Raw genomic sequence first — 19,879 nt, 5'->3', positions numbered from 1 at the left:
TAACACTCATCATTCTAACTGTCAACTATTTCGATTTAGAAATAATTTTTTCCAGTAAAAAAATCTCCCACCCAAAGTAGAAGATTTCAATCTTATACAACTTAATCCGTCATGTCCGATACCAACGTTCGATGCTCCAATGGAATACTGCACATAACTAGCAAGAAAATGAAACCTGACTGAATCCAGAAGAGAGCCAAGTCAAAGATTCCATGCACAGCAACCACTGTAAGGAAAGACAGATAAAGACCGATAATCGGACGTTTCCCCGACTCCTGACTCATATCCATCATCAAGCGAACAGGAGCCACAGAAGACAAAACTAATAAAATAGTCCCCACAATTCCGTAACTCAGAATCGTATCAATATAAAGACTGTGAGCATGTTCATGATAAGGAGCATTTATCCGAGGATAAGAGTGCATGTAGGTCAATGGCCCCTCACCCCAAAAAGGATTTTGCTTAAACAAGGCCATCCCAGCATCCCAGATAGAAATTCGTTCTTCCATAGAAGAGTCTAAAGTTCCCATCCGAACTCCCAAATCACTGGAAAAGAGGAAGCTCAAGCCAATCGCAAAGACTCCAATACTAAGCCAAAAGGCCTTCCAGTTTTTAATGGTCGTAAAGAGATAAATAATGGCTCCAGCGATAATAGCAGGAAAGGCAGTTCGATTTTGCGTAAAGTTCAATCCAAAGAGATTCACAAAGCCTGCAAACACACAGAATACTTTCAACCAATTCAACTTGGTCGTTGTAAACAGATAGAAGGCAATCATGATACAGAAACAACAAATAATTCCATAATAATTAGGATTAAAGAAGGTCACTTCTGCACGATTCTGATGCCATACCTGCATATTGGGTGAAAGAAAAGCATAGTTAAATTTCTTTACAATTTGGAAATGTTCTAAACTCGCAAAAGCAGCTGATAAGACGCTACCAAACAAGACGAGCTGCAAAATCAATCGAAAGAATTTATGTGATAAAATCGACTGATAGTGCAAAAAGAAAACAGTAAATAGAAACATTCCTACTGAAGCCACAACTCCCATCCAATTTTGTGCAAAAATGGATATTACAGTACTATAGCCAAGAAAAAGAAGCAGCATCGGATGCTCTCCCATTTTCTGAAGAATACTTTTCATATCTCCTGTAAAAATCAAACTGATAATATATAAACAGAATACAACTACAAAAAGATAAAAGGGTAAAAAGATACTCAGGATAATTCCCAATAAAATCAGCTCTTTACTAGACAACCCTTTCAGCTTTTCAATAAAGCCTATTGATTTCAAAATGAATCCTTTCTCTCCAAATCAGTTGATTCAGATAATAGTAAGCTACCCTTTATTGTACCACTTTTTTAGCAATTTGAAAACAAAGGAAACGATTCCTAGGTAAAAAAGGGAGCAAAAATACTGAGATTTCAAAACTCAATCTTAATGATTGCATTTTCTCTAAGAAAATCATGCCGTAAATAGTAGGCATATGTTAAAATAGTAGTAATAAAATATAGATTAGGCACAACTATCCCAACTAGATTCAAATCATATACTATTCTTAAAGAAAGGCAACACTATGAAATCCTACCAAGCTGTCTACCAAATCCTATCTAAAGAAACCGACTATATCAGCGGAGAAAAAATTGCAGAAGAACTATCCCTCAGCCGAACATCAATTTGGAAAGCCATCAAGCGACTAGAACAAGAAGGCATTGAAATTGATAGTATCAAAAACAAAGGCTATAAACTGGTGAATGGAGACCTTATTCTTCCAGAACTTCTAGAAGAAAATCTTCCAATTAAAGTCAGTTTTAAACCCAAAACAAAGTCAACACAACTCGATGCAAAAGAAGCAATTGATTTAGGAAATGAAGCAAACACCCTCTATATAGCTTCCTATCAAACAGCAGGGCGAGGCCGTTTTCAACGTTCCTTCTACTCACCACAAGGTGGTATTTATATGACACTCCATCTTAAACCAAATCTCGCCTATGACAAATTACCATCCTACACACTACTTGTAGCTGGAGCTGTCTACAAAGCCATTAAGAACCTAACTTTAATAGATGTCGACATAAAATGGGTCAATGATATCTACCTAAACAATCATAAAATTGGAGGAATCCTCACTGAAGCAATGACCTCTGTAGAAACAAGTCTAGTCACAGATATCATTATTGGAGTAGGAATCAACTTCACTATCAATGATTTTCCACAAGAATTAAAAGAAAAAGCTGCTAGCTTATTTAAAGCTCCAGCACCTATTACCAGAAATGAATTAATTATAGAGATCTGGCGTGCTTTCTTCGAAACACCAGCAGAAGAGCTATTATACCTATACAAAAAACAGTCCTTCGTTCTAGGAAAAGAAGTGACTTTTACACTAGATCAAAAAGACCACAAAGGACTTGCTAAAGACATCTCTGAAGGTGGTAAACTTTTAGTTCAATGTGATAACGGAAAAGAAATCTGGCTCAATAGCGGAGAAATTTCACTCAAGAGTTGGAAGTAAAATAATACAATTATAAAATAACTCCAGATGAGTAATTCAATTAAGTTCTACACATCTGAAGTTTTTATTCTACTATTCTTAAAAATACAAAAAAAGAGTTATAAACTCTCAATAAAACGGAGAATAAGGGATTCGAACCCTTGCGCCAGTTACCCGACCTAACGATTTAGCAAACCGTCCTCTTCAGCCTCTTGAGTAATTCTCCTATTAATGGGCACGAGTGGACTCGAACCACCGACCTCACGCTTATCAGGCGTGCGCTCTAACCACCTGAGCTACGCGCCCAAGTTAAAAACTTGGTAATGTAATTTGAACAAAGTTCAAAGCGGGTGACGAGAATCGAACTCGCGACAACAGCTTGGAAGGCTGTAGTTTTACCACTAAACTACACCCGCATAAATATTATAAATAAAAATGGCGCGAGACGGAATCGAACCGCCGACACATGGAGCTTCAATCCATTGCTCTACCAACTGAGCTACCGAGCCTTATTGCGGGAGCAGGATTTGAACCTACGACCTTCGGGTTATGAGCCCGACGAGCTACCGAGCTGCTCCATCCCGCGTTAATACAAAAGGAGGATGTGGGATTCGAACCCACGCACGCTTTTACACGCCTGACGGTTTTCAAGACCGTTCCCTTCAGCCGGACTTGGGTAATCCTCCATACTATTCAAATGGACCTTGTAGGACTTGAACCTACGACCACTCGGTTATGAGCCGAGAGCTCTAACCAGCTGAGCTAAAGGTCCAACAAGATCATTATAGCGGCGAAGGGGATCGAACCCCCGACCTCCCGGGTATGAACCGGACGCTCTAGCCAGCTGAGCTACACCGCCATATATCGGGAAGACAGGATTCGAACCTGCGACACCTTGGTCCCAAACCAAGTACTCTACCAAGCTGAGCTACTTCCCGAGTTAAATAGAAAAATGCACCCTAGAGGAGTCGAACCTCTAACCGCCTGATTCGTAGTCAGGTACTCTATCCAGTTGAGCTAAGGGTGCTCATTAGTTTATGCCGAGGACCGGAATCGAACCGGTACGATCGTTACCAATCGCAGGATTTTAAGTCCTGTGCGTCTGCCAGTTCCGCCACCCCGGCCTCTCTAAGCGAACGACGGGATTCGAACCCGCGACCCCCACCTTGGCAAGGTGGTGTTCTACCACTGAACTACGTTCGCACTGTTTTCTTCTATCTAAAAATGCCGGCTACATGACTTGAACACGCGACCCTCTGATTACAAATCAGATGCTCTACCAACTGAGCTAAGCCGGCTCATTTATTATATCTCAATGCGGGTTAAGGGACTTGAACCCCCACGCCGTTAAGCGCCAGATCCTAAATCTGGTGCGTCTGCCAATTCCGCCAAACCCGCATATATGACCCGTACTGGGCTCGAACCAGTGACCCATTGATTAAAAGTCAATTGCTCTACCAACTGAGCTAACGAGTCTAAAATAACTTCCGTTATCTTAAACGGTCCCGACGGGAATCGAACCCGCGATCTTCGCCGTGACAGGGCGACGTGATAACCGCTACACTACGGGACCTATGGGAGTTAACGGGATCGAACCGCTGACCCTCTGCTTGTAAGGCAGATGCTCTCCCAGCTGAGCTAAACTCCCTAGAGCTAAGCGACTTCCATATCTCACAGGGGGCAACCCCCAACTACTTCCGGCGTTCTAGGGCTTAACTTCTGTGTTCGGCATGGGTACAGGTGTATCTCCTAGGCTATCGTCACTTAACTCTGAGTAATACCTACTCAAAATTGAATATCTATTCAAATCAAGAAAACCGTTCGCTTTCATATTCTCAGTTACTTTGGATAAGTCCTCGAGCTATTAGTATTAGTCCGCTACATGTGTCGCCACACTTCCACTTCTAACCTATCTACCTGATCATCTCTCAGGGCTCTTACTGATATAAAATCATGGGAAATCTCATCTTGAGGTGGGTTTCACACTTAGATGCTTTCAGCGTTTATCCCTTCCCTACATAGCTACCCAGCGATGCCTTTGGCAAGACAACTGGTACACCAGCGGTAAGTCCACTCTGGTCCTCTCGTACTAGGAGCAGATCCTCTCAAATTTCCTACGCCCGCGACGGATAGGGACCGAACTGTCTCACGACGTTCTGAACCCAGCTCGCGTGCCGCTTTAATGGGCGAACAGCCCAACCCTTGGGACCGACTACAGCCCCAGGATGCGACGAGCCGACATCGAGGTGCCAAACCTCCCCGTCGATGTGAACTCTTGGGGGAGATAAGCCTGTTATCCCCAGGGTAGCTTTTATCCGTTGAGCGATGGCCCTTCCATACGGAACCACCGGATCACTAAGCCCGACTTTCGTCCCTGCTCGAGTTGTAGCTCTCGCAGTCAAGCTCCCTTATACCTTTACACTCTGCGAATGATTTCCAACCATTCTGAGGGAACCTTTGGGCGCCTCCGTTACCTTTTAGGAGGCGACCGCCCCAGTCAAACTGCCCGTCAGACACTGTCTCCGATAGGGATCACCTATCCGGGTTAGAGTGGCCATAACACAAGGGTAGTATCCCAACAACGTCTCCTTCGAAACTGGCGTCCCGATCTCTTAGACTCCTACCTATCCTGTACATGTGGTACAGACACTCAATATCAAACTGCAGTAAAGCTCCATGGGGTCTTTCCGTCCTGTCGCGGGTAACCTGCATCTTCACAGGTACTAAAATTTCACCGAGTCTCTCGTTGAGACAGTGCCCAAATCATTACGCCTTTCGTGCGGGTCGGAACTTACCCGACAAGGAATTTCGCTACCTTAGGACCGTTATAGTTACGGCCGCCGTTTACTGGGGCTTCAATTCATACCTTCGCTTACGCTAAGCACTCCTCTTAACCTTCCAGCACCGGGCAGGCGTCACCCCCTATACATCATCTTACGATTTAGCAGAGAGCTGTGTTTTTGATAAACAGTTGCTTGGGCCTATTCACTGCGGCTGACTTAAAGTCAGCACCCCTTCTCCCGAAGTTACGGGGTCATTTTGCCGAGTTCCTTAACGAGAGTTCTCTCGCTCACCTGAGGCTACTCGCCTCGACTACCTGTGTCGGTTTGCGGTACGGGTAGAGTATGTTTAAACGCTAGAAGCTTTTCTTGGCAGTGTGACATCACTAACTTCGCTACTAAACTTCGCTCCCCATCACAGCTCAATGTTATAGAACTAAGCATTTGACTCAGTTCACACCTCACTGCTTAGACAGACACTTCCAATCGTCTGCTTTAGTTAGCCTACTGCGTCCCTCCATCACTACATACTCTAGTACAGGAATATCAACCTGTTGTCCATCGGATACACCTTTCGGTCTCTCCTTAGGTCCCGACTAACCCAGGGCGGACGAGCCTTCCCCTGGAAACCTTAGTCTTACGGTGGACAGGATTCTCACCTGTCTTTCGCTACTCATACCGGCATTCTCACTTCTATGCGTTCCAGCACTCCTCACGGTATACCTTCATCACACATAGAACGCTCTCCTACCATACCTATAAAGGTATCCACAGCTTCGGTAAATTGTTTTAGCCCCGGTACATTTTCGGCGCAGGGTCACTCGACTAGTGAGCTATTACGCACTCTTTGAATGAATAGCTGCTTCTAAGCTAACATCCTAGTTGTCTGTGCAACCCCACATCCTTTTCCACTTAACAATTATTTTGGGACCTTAGCTGGTGGTCTGGGCTGTTTCCCTTTCGACTACGGATCTTAGCACTCGCAGTCTGACTGCCGACCATAATTCATTGGCATTCGGAGTTTATCTGAGATTGGTAATCCGGGATGGACCCCTCACCCAAACAGTGCTCTACCTCCAAGAATCTCTAATGTCGACGCTAGCCCTAAAGCTATTTCGGAGAGAACCAGCTATCTCCAAGTTCGTTTGGAATTTCTCCGCTACCCACAAGTCATCCAAGCACTTTTCAACGTGCCCTGGTTCGGTCCTCCAGTGCGTCTTACCGCACCTTCAACCTGCTCATGGGTAGGTCACATGGTTTCGGGTCTACGTCATGATACTAAGGCGCCCTATTCAGACTCGGTTTCCCTACGGCTCCGTCTCTTCAACTTAACCTCGCATCATAACGTAACTCGCCGGTTCATTCTACAAAAGGCACGCTCTCACCCATTAACGGGCTCGAACTTGTTGTAGGCACACGGTTTCAGGTTCTATTTCACTCCCCTCCCGGGGTGCTTTTCACCTTTCCCTCACGGTACTGGTTCACTATCGGTCACTAGGGAGTATTTAGGGTTGGGAGATGGTCCTCCCAGATTCCGACGGGATTTCACGTGTCCCGCCGTACTCAGGATACTGCTAGGTACAAAGACTATTTTAAATACGAGGCTATTACTCTCTTTGGCTGATCTTCCCAAATCATTCTTCTATAATCTTTGAGTCCACATTGCAGTCCTACAACCCCGAAGAGTAAACTCTTCGGTTTGCCCTCCTGCCGTTTCGCTCGCCGCTACTAAGGCAATCGCTTTTGCTTTCTCTTCCTGCAGCTACTTAGATGTTTCGGTTCACAGCGTCTTCCTCCTCACATCCTTAACAGATGCGGGTAACAGGTAGTACCTGTTGGGTTCCCCATTCGGAAATCCCTGGATCATCGCTTACTTACAGCTACCCAAGGCATATCGTCGTTTGTCACGTCCTTCTTCGGCTCCTAGTGCCAAGGCATCCACCGTGCGCCCTTATTAACTTAACCTTATTTTTCTGACCTTTCAGTCATAAACTCTTATTAATACTACAGCGTTTTCGGTTTATTTTCTTGTTACTATTTGATATAGATATTCAATTTTCAATGTGCATTACTTGGTGATCTCTCACCAATGGAGCCTAGCGGGATCGAACCGCTGACCTCCTGCGTGCAAAGCAGGCGCTCTCCCAGCTGAGCTAAGGCCCCACAAGACCTCTCAAGACTAAACAAGACCAATGCGCAGTTCCTTATCCTTAGAAAAGGAGGTGATCCAGCCGCACCTTCCGATACGGCTACCTTGTTACGACTTCACCCCAATCATCTATCCCACCTTAGGCGGCTGGCTCCTTACGGTTACCTCACCGACTTCGGGTGTTACAAACTCTCGTGGTGTGACGGGCGGTGTGTACAAGGCCCGGGAACGTATTCACCGCGGCGTGCTGATCCGCGATTACTAGCGATTCCGACTTCATGTAGGCGAGTTGCAGCCTACAATCCGAACTGAGACTGGCTTTAAGAGATTAGCTTGCCGTCACCGGCTTGCGACTCGTTGTACCAGCCATTGTAGCACGTGTGTAGCCCAGGTCATAAGGGGCATGATGATTTGACGTCATCCCCACCTTCCTCCGGTTTATTACCGGCAGTCTCGCTAGAGTGCCCAACTGAATGATGGCAACTAACAATAGGGGTTGCGCTCGTTGCGGGACTTAACCCAACATCTCACGACACGAGCTGACGACAACCATGCACCACCTGTCACCTCTGTCCCGAAGGAAAGCTCTATCTCTAGAGCGGTCAGAGGGATGTCAAGACCTGGTAAGGTTCTTCGCGTTGCTTCGAATTAAACCACATGCTCCACCGCTTGTGCGGGCCCCCGTCAATTCCTTTGAGTTTCAACCTTGCGGTCGTACTCCCCAGGCGGAGTGCTTAATGCGTTAGCTACGGCACTAAACCCCGGAAAGGGTCTAACACCTAGCACTCATCGTTTACGGCGTGGACTACCAGGGTATCTAATCCTGTTTGCTCCCCACGCTTTCGAGCCTCAGCGTCAGTTACAAGCCAGAGAGCCGCTTTCGCCACCGGTGTTCCTCCATATATCTACGCATTTCACCGCTACACATGGAATTCCACTCTCCCCTCTTGCACTCAAGTTAAACAGTTTCCAAAGCGTACTATGGTTAAGCCACAGCCTTTAACTTCAGACTTATCTAACCGCCTGCGCTCGCTTTACGCCCAATAAATCCGGACAACGCTCGGGACCTACGTATTACCGCGGCTGCTGGCACGTAGTTAGCCGTCCCTTTCTGGTAAGATACCGTCACAGTGTGAACTTTCCACTCTCACACTCGTTCTTCTCTTACAACAGAGCTTTACGATCCGAAAACCTTCTTCACTCACGCGGCGTTGCTCGGTCAGACTTCCGTCCATTGCCGAAGATTCCCTACTGCTGCCTCCCGTAGGAGTCTGGGCCGTGTCTCAGTCCCAGTGTGGCCGATCACCCTCTCAGGTCGGCTATGTATCGTTGCCTTGGTGAGCCGTTACCCCACCAACTAGCTAATACAACGCAGGTCCATCTGGTAGTGATGCAATTGCACCTTTTAAGTAAATGTCATGCAACATCTACTCTTATGCGGTATTAGCTATCGTTTCCAATAGTTATCCCCCGCTACCAGGCAGGTTACCTACGCGTTACTCACCCGTTCGCAACTCATCCAGAGAAGCAAGCTCCTCCTTCAGCGTTCTACTTGCATGTATTAGGCACGCCGCCAGCGTTCGTCCTGAGCCAGGATCAAACTCTCATTAAAAGTTTGAGTTCTCACTCATTTCTGTCACTGACAGATTTATTGTTTTTTCATTGTTCAGTACTATAACCTTAGTTATAGCGCCCTGCACATTGGTTCGTCTTGTTCAGTTTTCAAAGGTCTTTGTCACTTACTTCTCTCAAGCGACAACTATATTAGTATATCACAGCTGCTTTTTCTTGTCAACACTTTTTTGAAACTTTTTTAAAACTTTTTTCATCAAGTGTTCTAACCGCAACATACCATAGTCCGTACGGGATTCGAACCCGTGTTACCGCCGTGAAAAGGCGGTGTCTTAACCCCTTGACCAACGGACCAGAGTTGTTATTTTCAACTCTTACTATTATACCGACTTTTCTAACTTTGTCAACACCTTTTTTGAAACTTTTTTAATTAACTTTACAACAGCTTCAGTTCGAGCGGTGTGTGGAAACATATCGACCGACTGAATATAATGGATATCGTAGACTTCTACTAACCTCACCAAATCACGAGCCAAGGTCGAAACATTACAAGAAATATAAACCATTTTTTCTGGTACATAAGTAAGAATAATGTCTAATAACTTATCATCCAGACCAGTACGTGGTGGGTCTACAATCAGAGCATCTGCTCGGTAGCCTTCTTTATACCAGCGAGGAATAATCTCTTCCGCTGTTCCAACTTCGTAATGTGTGTTGTCAAATCCCATTCTTTTAGCATTTCGCTTGGCATCTTCAATAGCTTCTGGAATAATATCCATACCTCTGAGTGTTTTTACTTTCTTTGCAAAGGCAAAACCAATTGTTCCAACTCCACAATAAGCGTCAATCAAATGGTCTTCTTTACTAACATCCAGCGCTTTTACTGCCTCGCTATAAAGGACTTCTGTTTGTTCAGGATTTAGTTGATAGAAAGCTCGAGGAGATAGTGAAAATTCATAATCGAGTACACCTTCTTGAATACTCTCTTCTCCCCAGATAATCTCTGTCTTTTCACCATAAATCTCACTGGTTTTAGCTGTATTTGTATTCACAGCTACTGTCACAACTTCTGGAAAATCTTTAACTAAGTCTTTTACTAGTTGGGTTAAGTTAAGCTGACGGTTTGTAACAATAATAATCTGAACCTGTCCAGTCTTTCTTGCTCGTCGAACCATTATAGTTCTAACACCTAGAACTTTTCTCTCATCGGTGATTGGAATCTGGTGATAAGTAAGCAATTCTGCTAGGCGATTAGCAATCACTTGGGTTTCCTTATCTTGTACTAGGCAGTCTTTCAACTCTACCAAATAATGAGAGTTTTGTGCATACAGACCTGCCTTGACCTGATTTTTAAATTTTCGAGTCTGAAATTGTAACTTAGCACGATAGTACTTGGGTTCCTGCATTCCAATCGTCGGGCGGATTTCATAATTTTCATATCCTGCAGGGGCAAATTTTTTTAGCGCTTGATGAAGTAAGTCCGTCTTGAACTCTAGCTGCTTATCATAATGCAGGTGCATGATTTGGCAACCTCCACACTCATTGTAAATAGTACAAGCTGGCACAACACGGAATTTAGACTTCTTGTTGACCTTCAGTAATTTTGCCTCAACAAAGTTACGTTTAATAGAAGTAATCTGACAATAGATATCTTCTCCTTTGAGAGCACCAGACACAAAGACTAATGTTTTTTGATAAAAGCCGATTCCCTCACCATTAATTCCCATGCGCTTGATTTTTAATGGTATTTTTTGTTTCACTTTCAGATTCATACCCCTATCTTATCACATTTTGAGTTATTCCGCTACCGCTTGATTTTTATATTTCATTAGTAAGTAAAGGCCTTGATATTCCTGATTTTCTTTAAAATCATATTTCCTTATATTTTCTTTAATTTCTTTAAAAGTTCCTAAAAATGTTCACAAAAAAAGCCCCATAAAGGAGCCACTACACTATATGATGAGTTCAGCAGGCAAGAAACTAGCACGGTCAAACGTGCTTTTTTTATTACCTGGTAATATTGTAGCATATCCTCACCAAATTTATATACTCTCAAAAATTTAAAAAAACGTAAACCTGACTCTCGCAAAAGAGAGATAAACACTAAGATGGAGGACGAAATCCCCCTCACACCTCTATTTTATCAAACCAAATCAGAAAAACACTACTTCATAAAATCCAATAAATTCGATTATAATAGCTTTCGGCCTACTAATTATTTCACTAGCGCTCATATATCCCCAGCGCTACATTCCAGGTATCCAATCTTTTATTTCTTTCAAAATTTTATAAGCCTGTTTCATTTTAGAGTTGTCCTCCAAATATTCAATACCTTTAGTTGTAATTCTAACAAGAGACAAATTCTCAATATAAACATCCCCAGACATGTCTCCAGTTACACAAGTACCTGTCAAAAATCCATCATCAAATAAATTACGATAGACATCCATTAAATACTGGTGGGGAATTTCCAGGACGGAAGAGTTTATTTCATTTTCATCGGCCGGCTCTCCATGCTTCATTTTCTGAAAATAATAATTAAGGATTTTATACACAACTACCCAATAATCATTTTTTGCCATGACTACAATCTCCTTTTTTAAAAATATAATCCTTTGCGCTCCACTTTATTATAGCTCTTTTGCTATCTTCCTGCAATAAATCAAGTTTTATCTATTTCTCCTCTTCAGTATATATACTGCCATTCAAAACTAATCATTTTTCTGGTAAATTGGTCAGTTTTTACCCCCTTTTTGTCTGGAGGTCTCCGACTTGGAAAAAGTTCCCTTCACCGGTTCCCAAAGTATTCAAAAAATTTTTTTCAACGTGGGGGGAGTCAATATCCTTTCAGTTCTATAAATCTTTTAGCGATTACTTTTCTTCGACTATTTATATAACGAGTACTTTTATTTAGTTTCTCTGCCACGTCTTCCCAAGTCACACCAGCTTCTAAAAATCTCATTTTAAAGATGACTAGATCAGTATCAATCAGATTTTCCATCAAGGTATCTACAATTAATTTAAAACCTTCCAGATATCTTAAGGTTAAATCTTCTTCAATTCTAATTATAGTATCTTCAGTAGGACTTGAAACTTTCTTGCCCTGAGATCTAATATACGTTTCATTCCCATGTTTCTTGTTATGTATCAACTCTTGTCTTCTCAAGTAAATTTTATTAGCCATCGTTCTATATCGCCCTAACTCGATATCTATCCCGTCCAGGTCTCTGTTACTCAGTTCATACATAGCCAAGTACCTCCACTTCAATTTTAAAATTTTCTTATCTTGCATTCTGTCAAACTGACAAAAGCTTAAAAGCCTTTCAACACTCCACTTACCAGGTATCATTGTTTTAAGTTTGACAACTCTTCAATATGACAATTTAAAGAAGTATCCCTCTAATTTATTCCCCAGTTTCTCTTATCTTACATTCTGTGAAACTCACCCCATTCTATAACTTACTGATATACATGGCTTTCAAACCTATACTCTGTTTTAGTTTATGCTTTCTTCATTTTGTGAAACTAATTTACTGAAATTAAAAACAAGGCCATTTTTGATATAGCTATCAATTTCTTGATATTCAAATCAGCCTTGTTTCTAATGAATTACTCTTTACCTAAATACTCTTTAATCTCACGATATTCCTTAGAAAAATTCATCCATCCGCTAGAATCAGGGGTTAAGAATGGTAGGACAGTAAGCGGGCTTACTTCTGTTCGATACGGCGATAGAGAATGTCTCTGACTTATTTCTCTGACTACACCTGTATGGATTTCTTCTACATCCTTCTTCAGTTCTTGAATTTCATCATATGCGTCCAGAATTCGTCTAAGTTTCTTTCGGTATTGTTTATAGATCTTCTTAGCTTCCATCCGTTGCTTAGTTTCTTTAAAAATGTATTCAAAGATGACTGCATTAGCTTCTGAAAAATCACTATCAAATTTTTCCTGAAGGCCATTAATAGCTTTTTCCATCTTTTCCAGCTGCTCTAAAGATTCTAAGTTATTTGACAAAAAAGAATCTATGTTCTCAAATGAAACTGCTTGATTGCCTAACAGGCTTTTCCTTTTTTCGCTTAACTGTTCTCGTGCTGAATTAATCTTACTTTTTTTATTATCTAGATCATCCAGTGTTTCAAATACTTGATTAATATCCATTTCTTTCTCCTAGTTCCATTGAATAAAGTAACCACAATCTTCTTCAACTTTTTTTACATCAAATCTGGTATATAAAATCAACCGTTTTCCAAAATAGTCATTCGCATTCACCCAACTAAGTGTATCTTTCTTGCGATCAAACAAAGTAACAAAGTTTTCTAGATCTCCGATAAAGCCTTTTTGGTCACCTTTATTCCCTAATGTTGTATCATCTACAATTAAAAAGTTATCTACAAAGAATGTTTCACTTGTTCCTGTCTCTTTATCAACTTTAAGAAGATAATTTCCTGAAGTGTCTTTCATTTTTTCTAAGACACTAAATAGTGATTGACTAACAACCATAGATACATTGCGCTCTGGATTGATTAAAGAAACAATAGATTTCAAGTCGTCCATACTTGTAACAGTCTGCACTTTCGCAGTTTGGAGAATTTTCCCAATCTCTCTATTTCGTGTTCTACGTTTTAATTTAATAATCTTCTTACCAAGAAAATCCGTTAAATTATATTGGCCATCATCTAATTGTTCCTGTGAAAAATCAAGTTTTCCACTGAATAATTTAACTAAGTAATTAACGCTGATAGTTTTCTTTTTATCTGCTTCTGTTCTCTCAACCGAATTTTCGCTAACTTCTTGTAATGAATCAGATTCAAAGTCAGTTACTTCATACTCCCCACCACGGGTACGAGTCTCAATAATATTTACTAAATCAACCAGTTCTTTACGTTGATGTTCGTCTTCGTAACTATCAAGGATTGTTTTTTCAATGAGTACATGATTATTTTCTACTTTCATCCCTCTAGTGTTATAACCTGTACTCCGGATATAAGCTTCTAGATTTTCTTTTTGTTTAGCCAAGTTAATTGTCATTTTTTCTCCTTTATCTCTTTATTGCTCCTCGTTGTTTATAATTTTTTCTAAAGTTCTTAGCTCTTAGCTTTTCTTTTAGAACTCTACGAGCTTTTAAAATCATTTTTTCTAGCTGTTGATTCTTTATTTTTGTCAGCATATTTTTCTAGTATTTCTTGTTTCCGTTGTTCTAAGCTATTATCTTCTTTTTTACACTGAGAAAATATTTTCTGTCTTTTATCTGGATCCATAGAAAACTTATTGGCTACTATATACCCTAAAGAAGTATCTCTTGCCATAATACTCACCCCCTTTCTATTCAAACAAAAAGGGACATACCACTAGCATTATATGCTTACGGTATGCCCCTGAGTTGTTCTCAATAGACTTATTTTTTAGTTTCTTTTTTGACTAGATGAGTAAATTTCCCATCTGAGTAGACTAAAGTTATCTCTCCAAATCTTGGAACTTTTTCTATCTCTATTATACCACATTTTTCGTAGACAATAAAGCCTTTTTCTGTTGAAAATTTCATTTCATCCATATCTATTAACCTTTCTCTCCTCTCACTGTGTTAATCGTGTATCGCTTATCTTTGATTGTGAAAGCCTTAAAAGTGTTCCCTTCTAAACCTTTCAAAATTCTACTTGAATTTCTAGCATTGTACACCGTCCGTAGTTCACTACTATCTAGGTTCGTGTTGAAAATCGTAGTTTCTCGATTGTTGATAATATCAAACAAGAAATCCTGTTCCCAATCGCTCTTAGGTGTTACTGTCCCATTTTTTGCGCCCAGGTCATCGATGATTAGAAAATCAACATCAACAAGCTTTTTAACCGCCTCATATTCTGTTAAGTTGGCATTTCTTCCATAAGCCCAACCTTCTTTTATCTGCTTGATAATCTCGGTTAAGCTGACAAATAAGACACTCTTAGGATCGTTCTTCTCTCTGAAACTCTCATTGATTTCTTTGGCCAGGGCAAGCGATAAATGACTTTTTCCTATTCCTGTGCTACCGCTGATTAAAGTATTTCTGGGCTTGCCCCTTTACAAACTCTAACATCTGACCTTCCTCTATAGTCTTAACAAAGAAATTATCAAATGTCGCTCCCTTTAACTCTTTAGGAATTGTACTATCACGCATTAATACATCATAAGTTTTAAAATATGTTTGTCTATCATCAAACCGCTGTAATAGGTCTTTCTCTTTTTGTTTAATATCCCCCTTCACACACTCCGGGCAAAATGGTTGTATTTTTCTTTCTGAACCCCCTACTACAGGTATAGAAATTTCCCAGTAATTTACCTGATGAATATCACAAACTTTATCTGATATTTTTCTGTTATTAAATTCTTTAAATTGTTCCTTCATCTTTGCAACTCCTAAAATGGTAGGTCTGGGAAGTTATCTTCAGACTTCCCTCTTATTGTTTTAGGCTTTTGATTCAAATAACCGTCAAACTTAGAACCGAAAAGTGTTTCAGGTCTCAGATATTTAGAAAATTCAGGACTATCCTTCCATTCTGCCGTTTTAATATCTATCACCTGTTTAAAATCTTCAAGTGTATAGCCTTCTTTGAATCGTGCTAGTAAAAGCCTTTTAGTCTTGTCAACAAATTTATATCTCTTGTTAGCTACTTGATTCAGATAAGCAATAGGAACCCAAAGTTCTTTATGTTTTGTTTTCTCTAAATCTTTTATAGCTGTTTCTTCAAGCCAAGTAGGAAAAATGAAAGATGAGCTTTGCTCATTAGGCGAGGTTTCCTCGGCTATATATTCTTTATTTATATCTAACTTTAAATCTTGCTCTAACTCTTTATCTATCTCTATCTCTGTCTTACATGTAGATAACGTTGTAAAATTATTAGATAACATTGTAAGATTTTTTTCTTTCTCTTGTTGCTCTTTGCGGTAACTTCTCATATATGCAGCATGGTTTGTTTCTTGTTGTACTAAAGCTTTTGCTTGGGTTAACTCGGCATTCTTATCTTCATCAATCTGAATCAGGCCACATTGCGTAAAATAAGCTATAGTCATAGATATATCATCTTCTGAAACATCTAATTTCAAGGCTAGTTCTTCTTTTAATGTTTCAAAATATCCCTCGTAATACAGAATACAATCACTTTCAAGACTTTCTAACATCATGCGGATATAGATTACTGTCATGGTATAACCGCCAGGCATACTTTTGAGTCGCTTAATAAAGAGATTGTCAAAAAATTTCTTATCAATTTTCAACCAAAAATATACTTTAGTTTTTGCCATCATATACCCCCATAAACTTATAAATGTCGTCCACTTTATAATAAACTTTTCTGCTATCGTCTCCCAGGGGCTGATAACGCTTCAGGCCCATTCTTTCCCATTTTTGCAAGGTCAGGTATTTTATATCTAACTCTTCTTGTACTCGTTTTGCGGAAATCAGCCCAATGATTCGGGGAGGTATTTTCTCATAACTTTTCAGGTAACGTTCTAAGGCTTCTAATATTTTTATTTGAATTTCTTCAATCATTCTTTCAAACATATCATCACCTCCACGGCTTAATGCTTGCAAGTTGGATATATCGCCCATAGTCAGGGCTTAAACTCTCACTAGGTCTTTCTCCTAGTTTCCTGTTTTCTCGATCCAGTTGGGCGCTCTTTTTGCGGTCTCGATGGTTTAGGTAAATTAGAAAGCCAATCAAAATCACGGTGAAAATAAGCGCCTGTGTATTGCTTAAATCTAGTTCATTCATGCTATGCCCTCGCTTTGTAATTCTTGATATATAACTGTTGGGCTTGATGTTCCATCTTTTGGAAAGCTTCAACTTCCTTGATAGATACTTTGTTATCTAAAAAATCAATAATAAACTGTAATAGATTTGGATTGTTAACCTTTAAATCGGCCATAAAATCATCAATTTCTACTTGAGTCACTTTCATTACATCTGGAATTTTCATCTGACTTGTACCCCAATTCTTCAAAATTCTCACAATTAAGGAGATAAACTGCAATCCCATCCAACTCTCTATAGAGTTGTTCCATCTGGTCACGAATAACGCCTAACCCCTCTGTCATCTGTCCAGATAAGATATCAGTATCTACTCCGTTATTTTTCGCCATTATCAGCGAATTACTCAACTGTCTTACTAATTCAATTCTGGGAAGCACATCTCCAAGTCTGCCTCCTTGCTCTTGAATTTCCTTTATATTTAATGTCATATTGTTTTCCTGTGCTTTTTTTGCCTGTTTCCTATACGTAATTAGCACCACTCCAAACGCTGGGCGATTGCCCCTAGTTGGCGAACGCTTGTAGTGGTATTTCGTGAGTAATTACCCATTTTTCAGCTAAACAAAGTCTTAGAATCCCCCTGTCAGCACTTGTTTTTCAAAACCTTTTCTAATTGCTTGCCTGCTCTTCGGTTTTTGTATGTATTTGATAAAATAGCTGTTTTCTGCTATAATAGGAGCATAGAAAAAATTTCTATACTCTGAATTGTGTCGCTTGCTCGCCTCGTCTAAAATTTGAGCAAGTGATTTTTTTATTTTCTTTTTGCATGATTACTACCTGACTTTGGTTTATAAAGCAAGTCTTTACTCTCGATAAGATCCAGAATCCAACTGAATCCCTGCTCAACCGTTTCAAGAAATGCGCCCAGGTCTTCACTCTCCAGGTTCTCGTAGTTCATACAAAGATATTCGGCTAGTTGTCTGTCTTTCTCAACTAGCTTTTTAAAATCCTTGGGATACTTAGGAATTTCTAACCCCTTGGCATTTGTAACTGTCTTAAATTCATTTTCCATTGTCTATACTCCTATGATTTAAAAATTAATTCCTTAATTTCATGATACCCCCTATTCAAGTTGATCATAGCTATTGCCATATCTTCCAAGCGCTGATAGTTTGTAAGTTCATCACTGGTTAAACTGTCAATACCGTTTCCACTTTCTCGCTCTTGCATGAGTTGGGCTTTGTTTTTCCCAGTCGCTCCCTTTAGCAATAAGTTTGTAAGTGTACTATAGGCATGCTTGGGCGCTTTCTCCCATGATTTGATAGCTTCGGTTAAGGTCTTGCGCTTTGGTTTTTCCAGTTCTCTTTGAAGATAACGCTTAGAAAGTTCATCACGCATTTCAAAAAAGGCTTTAACCAGGTTCTTCTTAAACTCTTTTACGGGTTCTGTATTTCGTAAGTAAGTGATCATCAAGGTTGCTTGTTGCTCATTCAAAATATAGTCCCGTACATTTTGCCCACTCTTTGAAGGTGAAATTTTAAATTGCACCTTTCCGAAGATTTCAAAGTCCTCTCGGTGCTTGTTCAGCAAAATCTTCAAATGTCTGTGCTTAATTTCAGCGCAGTCGGCAACGATACTGCTCAGTGTATACGGCTCTTTCTTGCCGTCCATATAAACCAATTCCATTGGTTCACTCCTTTCTTCTTGTTGCTCGTGCTTGCCACCTAAAACAGTACCAAGGTAAAGCATTAAAGTAGGGTAAAATCGGAGAATATGAACCCCTACAAACCCTTGATACTGCTATAGGTAGCAAGCAAGCGAATATTTAGCTAGATCCGTTTATCAATCCCCAGTAGTAAAGCACCACATGAGAAATCTATAAATGTAGAGTAGTATTACGATTGGTTCGCTCCTTTCTATTCTTTCGTATCTAGAAATTCATCCAGCGTAACGCCCAAGTAACTAGATACTTTTTTTAACGTATCAAGACTTGGATTCTTTGCACGTTCATAGTACAAAGCCGTTAAAGTGCTTTTTGAAATTCCTGTAGCCTCTGCAACATCAGCAGTTTTCTTACGTTGCTTAGCTAATAATAATCTCATGTTATTTTTCATAGTACTAAACCTCCTTTATTGGAAAATATCAGTTGAATAATTTAAAAAGTGTTGAATTATAACGCAAGATATATGCGTTACATTTTGAATTATACCGCTTATTTTTTGCGTTATCAATCATTTTTTAAAAAAAAGATGCGATTTTTTTGCGTTTGGATTTTGAAAACGTGATATAATAATCTTTGAAAGGTGTTGATATAAATGAATAGATTAAAGGAATTGAGAAAACGAGATAAAATCACGCAAGTAGCTTTTGCTAAAGATAATGGTATACCTCTAAGAACATTACAAAGTTGGGAAAACGGAGAAAGCCAGATAAAACCAGAAAAAGCCCAGCATCTAGCGGATATATTCGGAGTCAGTGTTGGATATCTGTTAGGATTCAATATTGATGATGTTACGGAAGATGAAATCAATTTCCATAACAATGTTATGGAGAGGATGAACAAAGAAGCATTTATTAGATTTTTAGACTTTATTACACTAAGTGATATCGTTTTATCTGATAAACAAATAGAAATGATTTTTTATCAATTACAAGATTTATCTGAACTGAATTCCTATTACAGGTACACAGAAACAGATGTAGAAAAGCTTAAATCTATGTACTCTGTAAAGTTAAATTATATGCCAACTGAAGGATTAATTAAAATATCTAATATACTTTACAAGGAAGATGCAATAGAAGAACAATTCGAACAATACAAAAAAATCATTGACTAATTTTTATCAATTACTAACATAATAAAAGGAGTAACTCTCATGGGATTTTTTGACACTGTAAAACAAGAAGGAAGCTTTTCTACTGCATCTGGAGTAAATGGACTACACTACGTTGTCCTTCAGGTAACTTTGAAAGAAAAATTTTTCGGTACTGGATCAGGAAACCTTACAGAATTAGAAGATGTTATCAATAAACAAGCTTCAAAAGGTTATCGCCTGCATACAATCACAACCGCCAATGGTGGAAGCAAAGGACTAGGCGGTGGTGACCGTATCCAAGCCACAATGGTATTTGAGAAGATTCTATAAAAATTCCCCATCTTT

At 40.0% G+C, this 19,879-nt stretch carries 19 protein-coding genes, 19 tRNA genes, 3 rRNA genes and 1 pseudogene; 3 read left to right on the top strand and 39 right to left on the bottom strand.

The window, feature by feature from the left end; genetic code table 11:
- Positions 1-101 precede the first annotated feature (101 nt).
- Entirely contained in the window at positions 102-1,295 is a 1,194-nt protein-coding gene (locus SK637_RS02300) for an O-antigen ligase family protein (protein ID WP_033688207.1), read from the bottom strand.
- Positions 1,296-1,578: 283 nt separating this feature from the next.
- Here SK637_RS02300 and birA point away from each other — a divergent pair, with 283 nt between their 5' ends.
- Positions 1,579-2,514, top strand: a complete 936-nt coding sequence (gene birA, locus SK637_RS02295) for a bifunctional biotin--[acetyl-CoA-carboxylase] ligase/biotin operon repressor BirA (RefSeq protein ID WP_033688205.1) — start codon at positions 1,579-1,581, stop codon at positions 2,512-2,514.
- A 117-nt stretch (positions 2,515-2,631) separates the two neighbouring features.
- On the opposite strand, the gene SK637_RS02290 is transcribed toward birA, so the two are convergent.
- The 38 genes and pseudogenes from SK637_RS02290 to SK637_RS02105 form a co-directional block, all read right to left on the bottom strand.
- Positions 2,632-2,719, bottom strand: a tRNA-Ser gene (locus tag SK637_RS02290).
- A 6-nt stretch (positions 2,720-2,725) separates the two neighbouring features.
- Positions 2,726-2,799, bottom strand: a tRNA-Ile gene (locus tag SK637_RS02285).
- Between the two features lie 39 nt (positions 2,800-2,838).
- A tRNA-Gly gene (locus tag SK637_RS02280) sits at positions 2,839-2,909 on the bottom strand.
- A 20-nt stretch (positions 2,910-2,929) separates the two neighbouring features.
- Positions 2,930-3,002: transfer RNA gene (locus SK637_RS02275), tRNA-Phe, on the bottom strand.
- A 3-nt stretch (positions 3,003-3,005) separates the two neighbouring features.
- Positions 3,006-3,079 (bottom strand) — tRNA-Met (locus tag SK637_RS02270).
- Positions 3,080-3,089: 10 nt separating this feature from the next.
- A tRNA-Ser gene (locus tag SK637_RS02265) sits at positions 3,090-3,179 on the bottom strand.
- Between the two features lie 12 nt (positions 3,180-3,191).
- Positions 3,192-3,265: transfer RNA gene (locus SK637_RS02260), tRNA-Ile, on the bottom strand.
- A gap of 13 nt (positions 3,266-3,278) precedes the next feature.
- Positions 3,279-3,352, bottom strand: a tRNA-Met gene (locus tag SK637_RS02255).
- 5 nt (positions 3,353-3,357) lie between these two features.
- Positions 3,358-3,431, bottom strand: a tRNA-Pro gene (locus tag SK637_RS02250).
- 15 nt (positions 3,432-3,446) lie between these two features.
- Positions 3,447-3,520, bottom strand: a tRNA-Arg gene (locus tag SK637_RS02245).
- Positions 3,521-3,531: 11 nt separating this feature from the next.
- Positions 3,532-3,617, bottom strand: a tRNA-Leu gene (locus SK637_RS02240).
- Positions 3,618-3,624: 7 nt separating this feature from the next.
- A tRNA-Gly gene (locus tag SK637_RS02235) sits at positions 3,625-3,696 on the bottom strand.
- Positions 3,697-3,718: 22 nt separating this feature from the next.
- Positions 3,719-3,791, bottom strand: a tRNA-Thr gene (locus SK637_RS02230).
- 18 nt (positions 3,792-3,809) lie between these two features.
- A tRNA-Leu gene (locus tag SK637_RS02225) sits at positions 3,810-3,891 on the bottom strand.
- A gap of 5 nt (positions 3,892-3,896) precedes the next feature.
- A tRNA-Lys gene (locus tag SK637_RS02220) sits at positions 3,897-3,969 on the bottom strand.
- 24 nt (positions 3,970-3,993) lie between these two features.
- A tRNA-Asp gene (locus SK637_RS02215) sits at positions 3,994-4,066 on the bottom strand.
- A 2-nt stretch (positions 4,067-4,068) separates the two neighbouring features.
- Positions 4,069-4,141, bottom strand: a tRNA-Val gene (locus SK637_RS02210).
- Between the two features lie 4 nt (positions 4,142-4,145).
- Positions 4,146-4,261: ribosomal RNA gene (gene rrf, locus SK637_RS02205) — 5S ribosomal RNA — on the bottom strand.
- 76 nt (positions 4,262-4,337) lie between these two features.
- Positions 4,338-7,238: ribosomal RNA gene (locus tag SK637_RS02200) — 23S ribosomal RNA — on the bottom strand.
- Positions 7,239-7,363: 125 nt separating this feature from the next.
- Positions 7,364-7,436, bottom strand: a tRNA-Ala gene (locus tag SK637_RS02195).
- Positions 7,437-7,488: 52 nt separating this feature from the next.
- Positions 7,489-9,034: ribosomal RNA gene (locus SK637_RS02190) — 16S ribosomal RNA — on the bottom strand.
- Together the 16S, 23S and 5S rRNA genes with 19 tRNA genes alongside form the textbook arrangement of a ribosomal RNA operon.
- A 242-nt stretch (positions 9,035-9,276) precedes the next feature.
- Positions 9,277-9,348, bottom strand: a tRNA-Glu gene (locus SK637_RS02185).
- Positions 9,349-9,374: 26 nt separating this feature from the next.
- Positions 9,375-10,766, bottom strand: coding sequence for a 23S rRNA (uracil(1939)-C(5))-methyltransferase RlmD (gene rlmD, locus SK637_RS02180; protein ID WP_033688197.1), 1,392 nt, complete (start codon positions 10,764-10,766; stop codon positions 9,375-9,377).
- Positions 10,767-11,240: 474 nt separating this feature from the next.
- On the bottom strand, positions 11,241-11,576 hold the full coding sequence (locus tag SK637_RS02175) for a YjcQ family protein (RefSeq protein ID WP_033688196.1): 336 nt from the start codon (positions 11,574-11,576) through the stop codon (positions 11,241-11,243).
- 254 nt (positions 11,577-11,830) lie between these two features.
- Entirely contained in the window at positions 11,831-12,178 is a 348-nt protein-coding gene (locus SK637_RS02170; RefSeq protein ID WP_237397640.1) for a DUF722 domain-containing protein, read from the bottom strand.
- Between the two features lie 425 nt (positions 12,179-12,603).
- Positions 12,604-13,155, bottom strand: a complete 552-nt coding sequence (locus SK637_RS02165; protein ID WP_033688195.1) for a hypothetical protein — start codon at positions 13,153-13,155, stop codon at positions 12,604-12,606.
- A gap of 9 nt (positions 13,156-13,164) precedes the next feature.
- Positions 13,165-14,025, bottom strand: coding sequence for a phage major capsid protein (locus tag SK637_RS02160; protein ID WP_033688194.1), 861 nt, complete (start codon positions 14,023-14,025; stop codon positions 13,165-13,167).
- A gap of 83 nt (positions 14,026-14,108) precedes the next feature.
- The gene (locus tag SK637_RS02155) at positions 14,109-14,303 is read right to left on the bottom strand and encodes a hypothetical protein (RefSeq protein ID WP_000090304.1); all 195 of its coding nucleotides are present in this window, start codon (positions 14,301-14,303) and stop codon (positions 14,109-14,111) included.
- 89 nt (positions 14,304-14,392) lie between these two features.
- On the bottom strand, positions 14,393-14,548 hold the full coding sequence (locus tag SK637_RS09835; RefSeq protein ID WP_000344069.1) for a hypothetical protein: 156 nt from the start codon (positions 14,546-14,548) through the stop codon (positions 14,393-14,395).
- A 5-nt stretch (positions 14,549-14,553) separates the two neighbouring features.
- Positions 14,554-15,376 (bottom strand): annotated as a pseudogene (locus tag SK637_RS02150) (ATP-binding protein).
- Positions 15,377-15,387: 11 nt separating this feature from the next.
- A complete protein-coding gene (locus SK637_RS02145) occupies positions 15,388-16,272 on the bottom strand; it encodes a conserved phage C-terminal domain-containing protein (protein WP_033688192.1) in 885 nt (294 codons plus the stop codon).
- Positions 16,259-16,531, bottom strand: coding sequence for a hypothetical protein (locus SK637_RS02140; RefSeq protein ID WP_033688202.1), 273 nt, complete (start codon positions 16,529-16,531; stop codon positions 16,259-16,261). Before SK637_RS02140 ends, SK637_RS02145 begins: the two co-directional genes overlap by 14 nt.
- Before the next feature lie 4 nt (positions 16,532-16,535).
- Complete coding sequence (locus SK637_RS10055) at positions 16,536-16,742, bottom strand: hypothetical protein (protein WP_078352928.1); 207 nt, start codon at positions 16,740-16,742, stop codon at positions 16,536-16,538.
- A 1-nt stretch (position 16,743) separates the two neighbouring features.
- Positions 16,744-16,947 carry a hypothetical protein gene (locus SK637_RS02130; protein ID WP_033688191.1) on the bottom strand — a complete coding sequence of 68 codons (204 nt, stop codon included), beginning with the start codon at positions 16,945-16,947 and terminating at the stop codon, positions 16,744-16,746.
- A complete protein-coding gene (locus SK637_RS02125) occupies positions 16,904-17,209 on the bottom strand; it encodes a hypothetical protein (RefSeq protein ID WP_237397639.1) in 306 nt (101 codons plus the stop codon). The genes SK637_RS02130 and SK637_RS02125 overlap by 44 nt, the downstream gene beginning before the upstream one ends.
- A 320-nt stretch (positions 17,210-17,529) precedes the next feature.
- On the bottom strand, positions 17,530-17,790 hold the full coding sequence (locus SK637_RS02115) for a hypothetical protein (RefSeq protein WP_033688190.1): 261 nt from the start codon (positions 17,788-17,790) through the stop codon (positions 17,530-17,532).
- A gap of 11 nt (positions 17,791-17,801) precedes the next feature.
- Positions 17,802-18,404 (bottom strand): Rha family transcriptional regulator, encoded by a 603-nt coding sequence (locus SK637_RS02110; RefSeq protein WP_033688200.1) that lies wholly within the window; start codon positions 18,402-18,404, stop codon positions 17,802-17,804.
- Positions 18,405-18,634: 230 nt separating this feature from the next.
- A complete protein-coding gene (locus SK637_RS02105) occupies positions 18,635-18,832 on the bottom strand; it encodes a helix-turn-helix domain-containing protein (protein WP_000794673.1) in 198 nt (65 codons plus the stop codon).
- Between the two features lie 201 nt (positions 18,833-19,033).
- Between SK637_RS02105 and SK637_RS02100 the strand changes: the two genes are divergently transcribed.
- Together SK637_RS02100 and SK637_RS02095 are read left to right on the top strand one after the other, a co-directional pair.
- Complete coding sequence (locus SK637_RS02100) at positions 19,034-19,555, top strand: helix-turn-helix domain-containing protein (protein ID WP_033688189.1); 522 nt, start codon at positions 19,034-19,036, stop codon at positions 19,553-19,555.
- A gap of 39 nt (positions 19,556-19,594) precedes the next feature.
- Positions 19,595-19,864 (top strand): DUF4177 domain-containing protein, encoded by a 270-nt coding sequence (locus SK637_RS02095; RefSeq protein ID WP_000505375.1) that lies wholly within the window; start codon positions 19,595-19,597, stop codon positions 19,862-19,864.
- Positions 19,865-19,879 lie beyond the last annotated feature (15 nt).

Source organism: Streptococcus mitis, assembly GCF_000722765.2.
GTDB classification, from domain to species: domain Bacteria; phylum Bacillota; class Bacilli; order Lactobacillales; family Streptococcaceae; genus Streptococcus; species Streptococcus mitis_AQ.
The sequence above is the reverse complement of the archived record's forward strand: the minus strand, read 5'-3'. Positions and strand labels throughout refer to the sequence as shown.

Bases quoted from the DNA above. Each gene is read 5' to 3' on its own strand.
- SK637_RS02165 (WP_033688195.1), bottom strand. From the start codon at position 13,155: ATGGATATTAATCAAGTATTTGAAACACTGGATGATCTAGATAATAAA.
- SK637_RS02170 (WP_237397640.1), bottom strand. From the start codon at position 12,178: ATGGCTAATAAAATTTACTTGAGAAGACAAGAGTTGATACATAACAAG.
- SK637_RS02145 (WP_033688192.1), bottom strand. From the start codon at position 16,272: ATGGCAAAAACTAAAGTATATTTTTGGTTGAAAATTGATAAGAAATTT.
- SK637_RS02105 (WP_000794673.1), bottom strand. From the start codon at position 18,832: ATGAAAAATAACATGAGATTATTATTAGCTAAGCAACGTAAGAAAACT.
- SK637_RS02095 (WP_000505375.1), top strand. From the start codon at position 19,595: ATGGGATTTTTTGACACTGTAAAACAAGAAGGAAGCTTTTCTACTGCA.
- SK637_RS10055 (WP_078352928.1), bottom strand. From the start codon at position 16,742: ATGAATGAACTAGATTTAAGCAATACACAGGCGCTTATTTTCACCGTG.
- SK637_RS02155 (WP_000090304.1), bottom strand. From the start codon at position 14,303: ATGGCAAGAGATACTTCTTTAGGGTATATAGTAGCCAATAAGTTTTCT.
- SK637_RS02130 (WP_033688191.1), bottom strand. From the start codon at position 16,947: ATGAAAATTCCAGATGTAATGAAAGTGACTCAAGTAGAAATTGATGAT.
- SK637_RS02115 (WP_033688190.1), bottom strand. From the start codon at position 17,790: ATGGAAAATGAATTTAAGACAGTTACAAATGCCAAGGGGTTAGAAATT.
- SK637_RS02110 (WP_033688200.1), bottom strand. From the start codon at position 18,404: ATGGAATTGGTTTATATGGACGGCAAGAAAGAGCCGTATACACTGAGC.
- birA (WP_033688205.1), top strand. From the start codon at position 1,579: ATGAAATCCTACCAAGCTGTCTACCAAATCCTATCTAAAGAAACCGAC.
- SK637_RS02160 (WP_033688194.1), bottom strand. From the start codon at position 14,025: ATGACAATTAACTTGGCTAAACAAAAAGAAAATCTAGAAGCTTATATC.
- SK637_RS02100 (WP_033688189.1), top strand. From the start codon at position 19,034: ATGAATAGATTAAAGGAATTGAGAAAACGAGATAAAATCACGCAAGTA.
- SK637_RS02175 (WP_033688196.1), bottom strand. From the start codon at position 11,576: ATGGCAAAAAATGATTATTGGGTAGTTGTGTATAAAATCCTTAATTAT.
- SK637_RS09835 (WP_000344069.1), bottom strand. From the start codon at position 14,548: ATGGATGAAATGAAATTTTCAACAGAAAAAGGCTTTATTGTCTACGAA.
- SK637_RS02140 (WP_033688202.1), bottom strand. From the start codon at position 16,531: ATGTTTGAAAGAATGATTGAAGAAATTCAAATAAAAATATTAGAAGCC.
- SK637_RS02125 (WP_237397639.1), bottom strand. From the start codon at position 17,209: ATGACATTAAATATAAAGGAAATTCAAGAGCAAGGAGGCAGACTTGGA.
- rlmD (WP_033688197.1), bottom strand. From the start codon at position 10,766: ATGAATCTGAAAGTGAAACAAAAAATACCATTAAAAATCAAGCGCATG.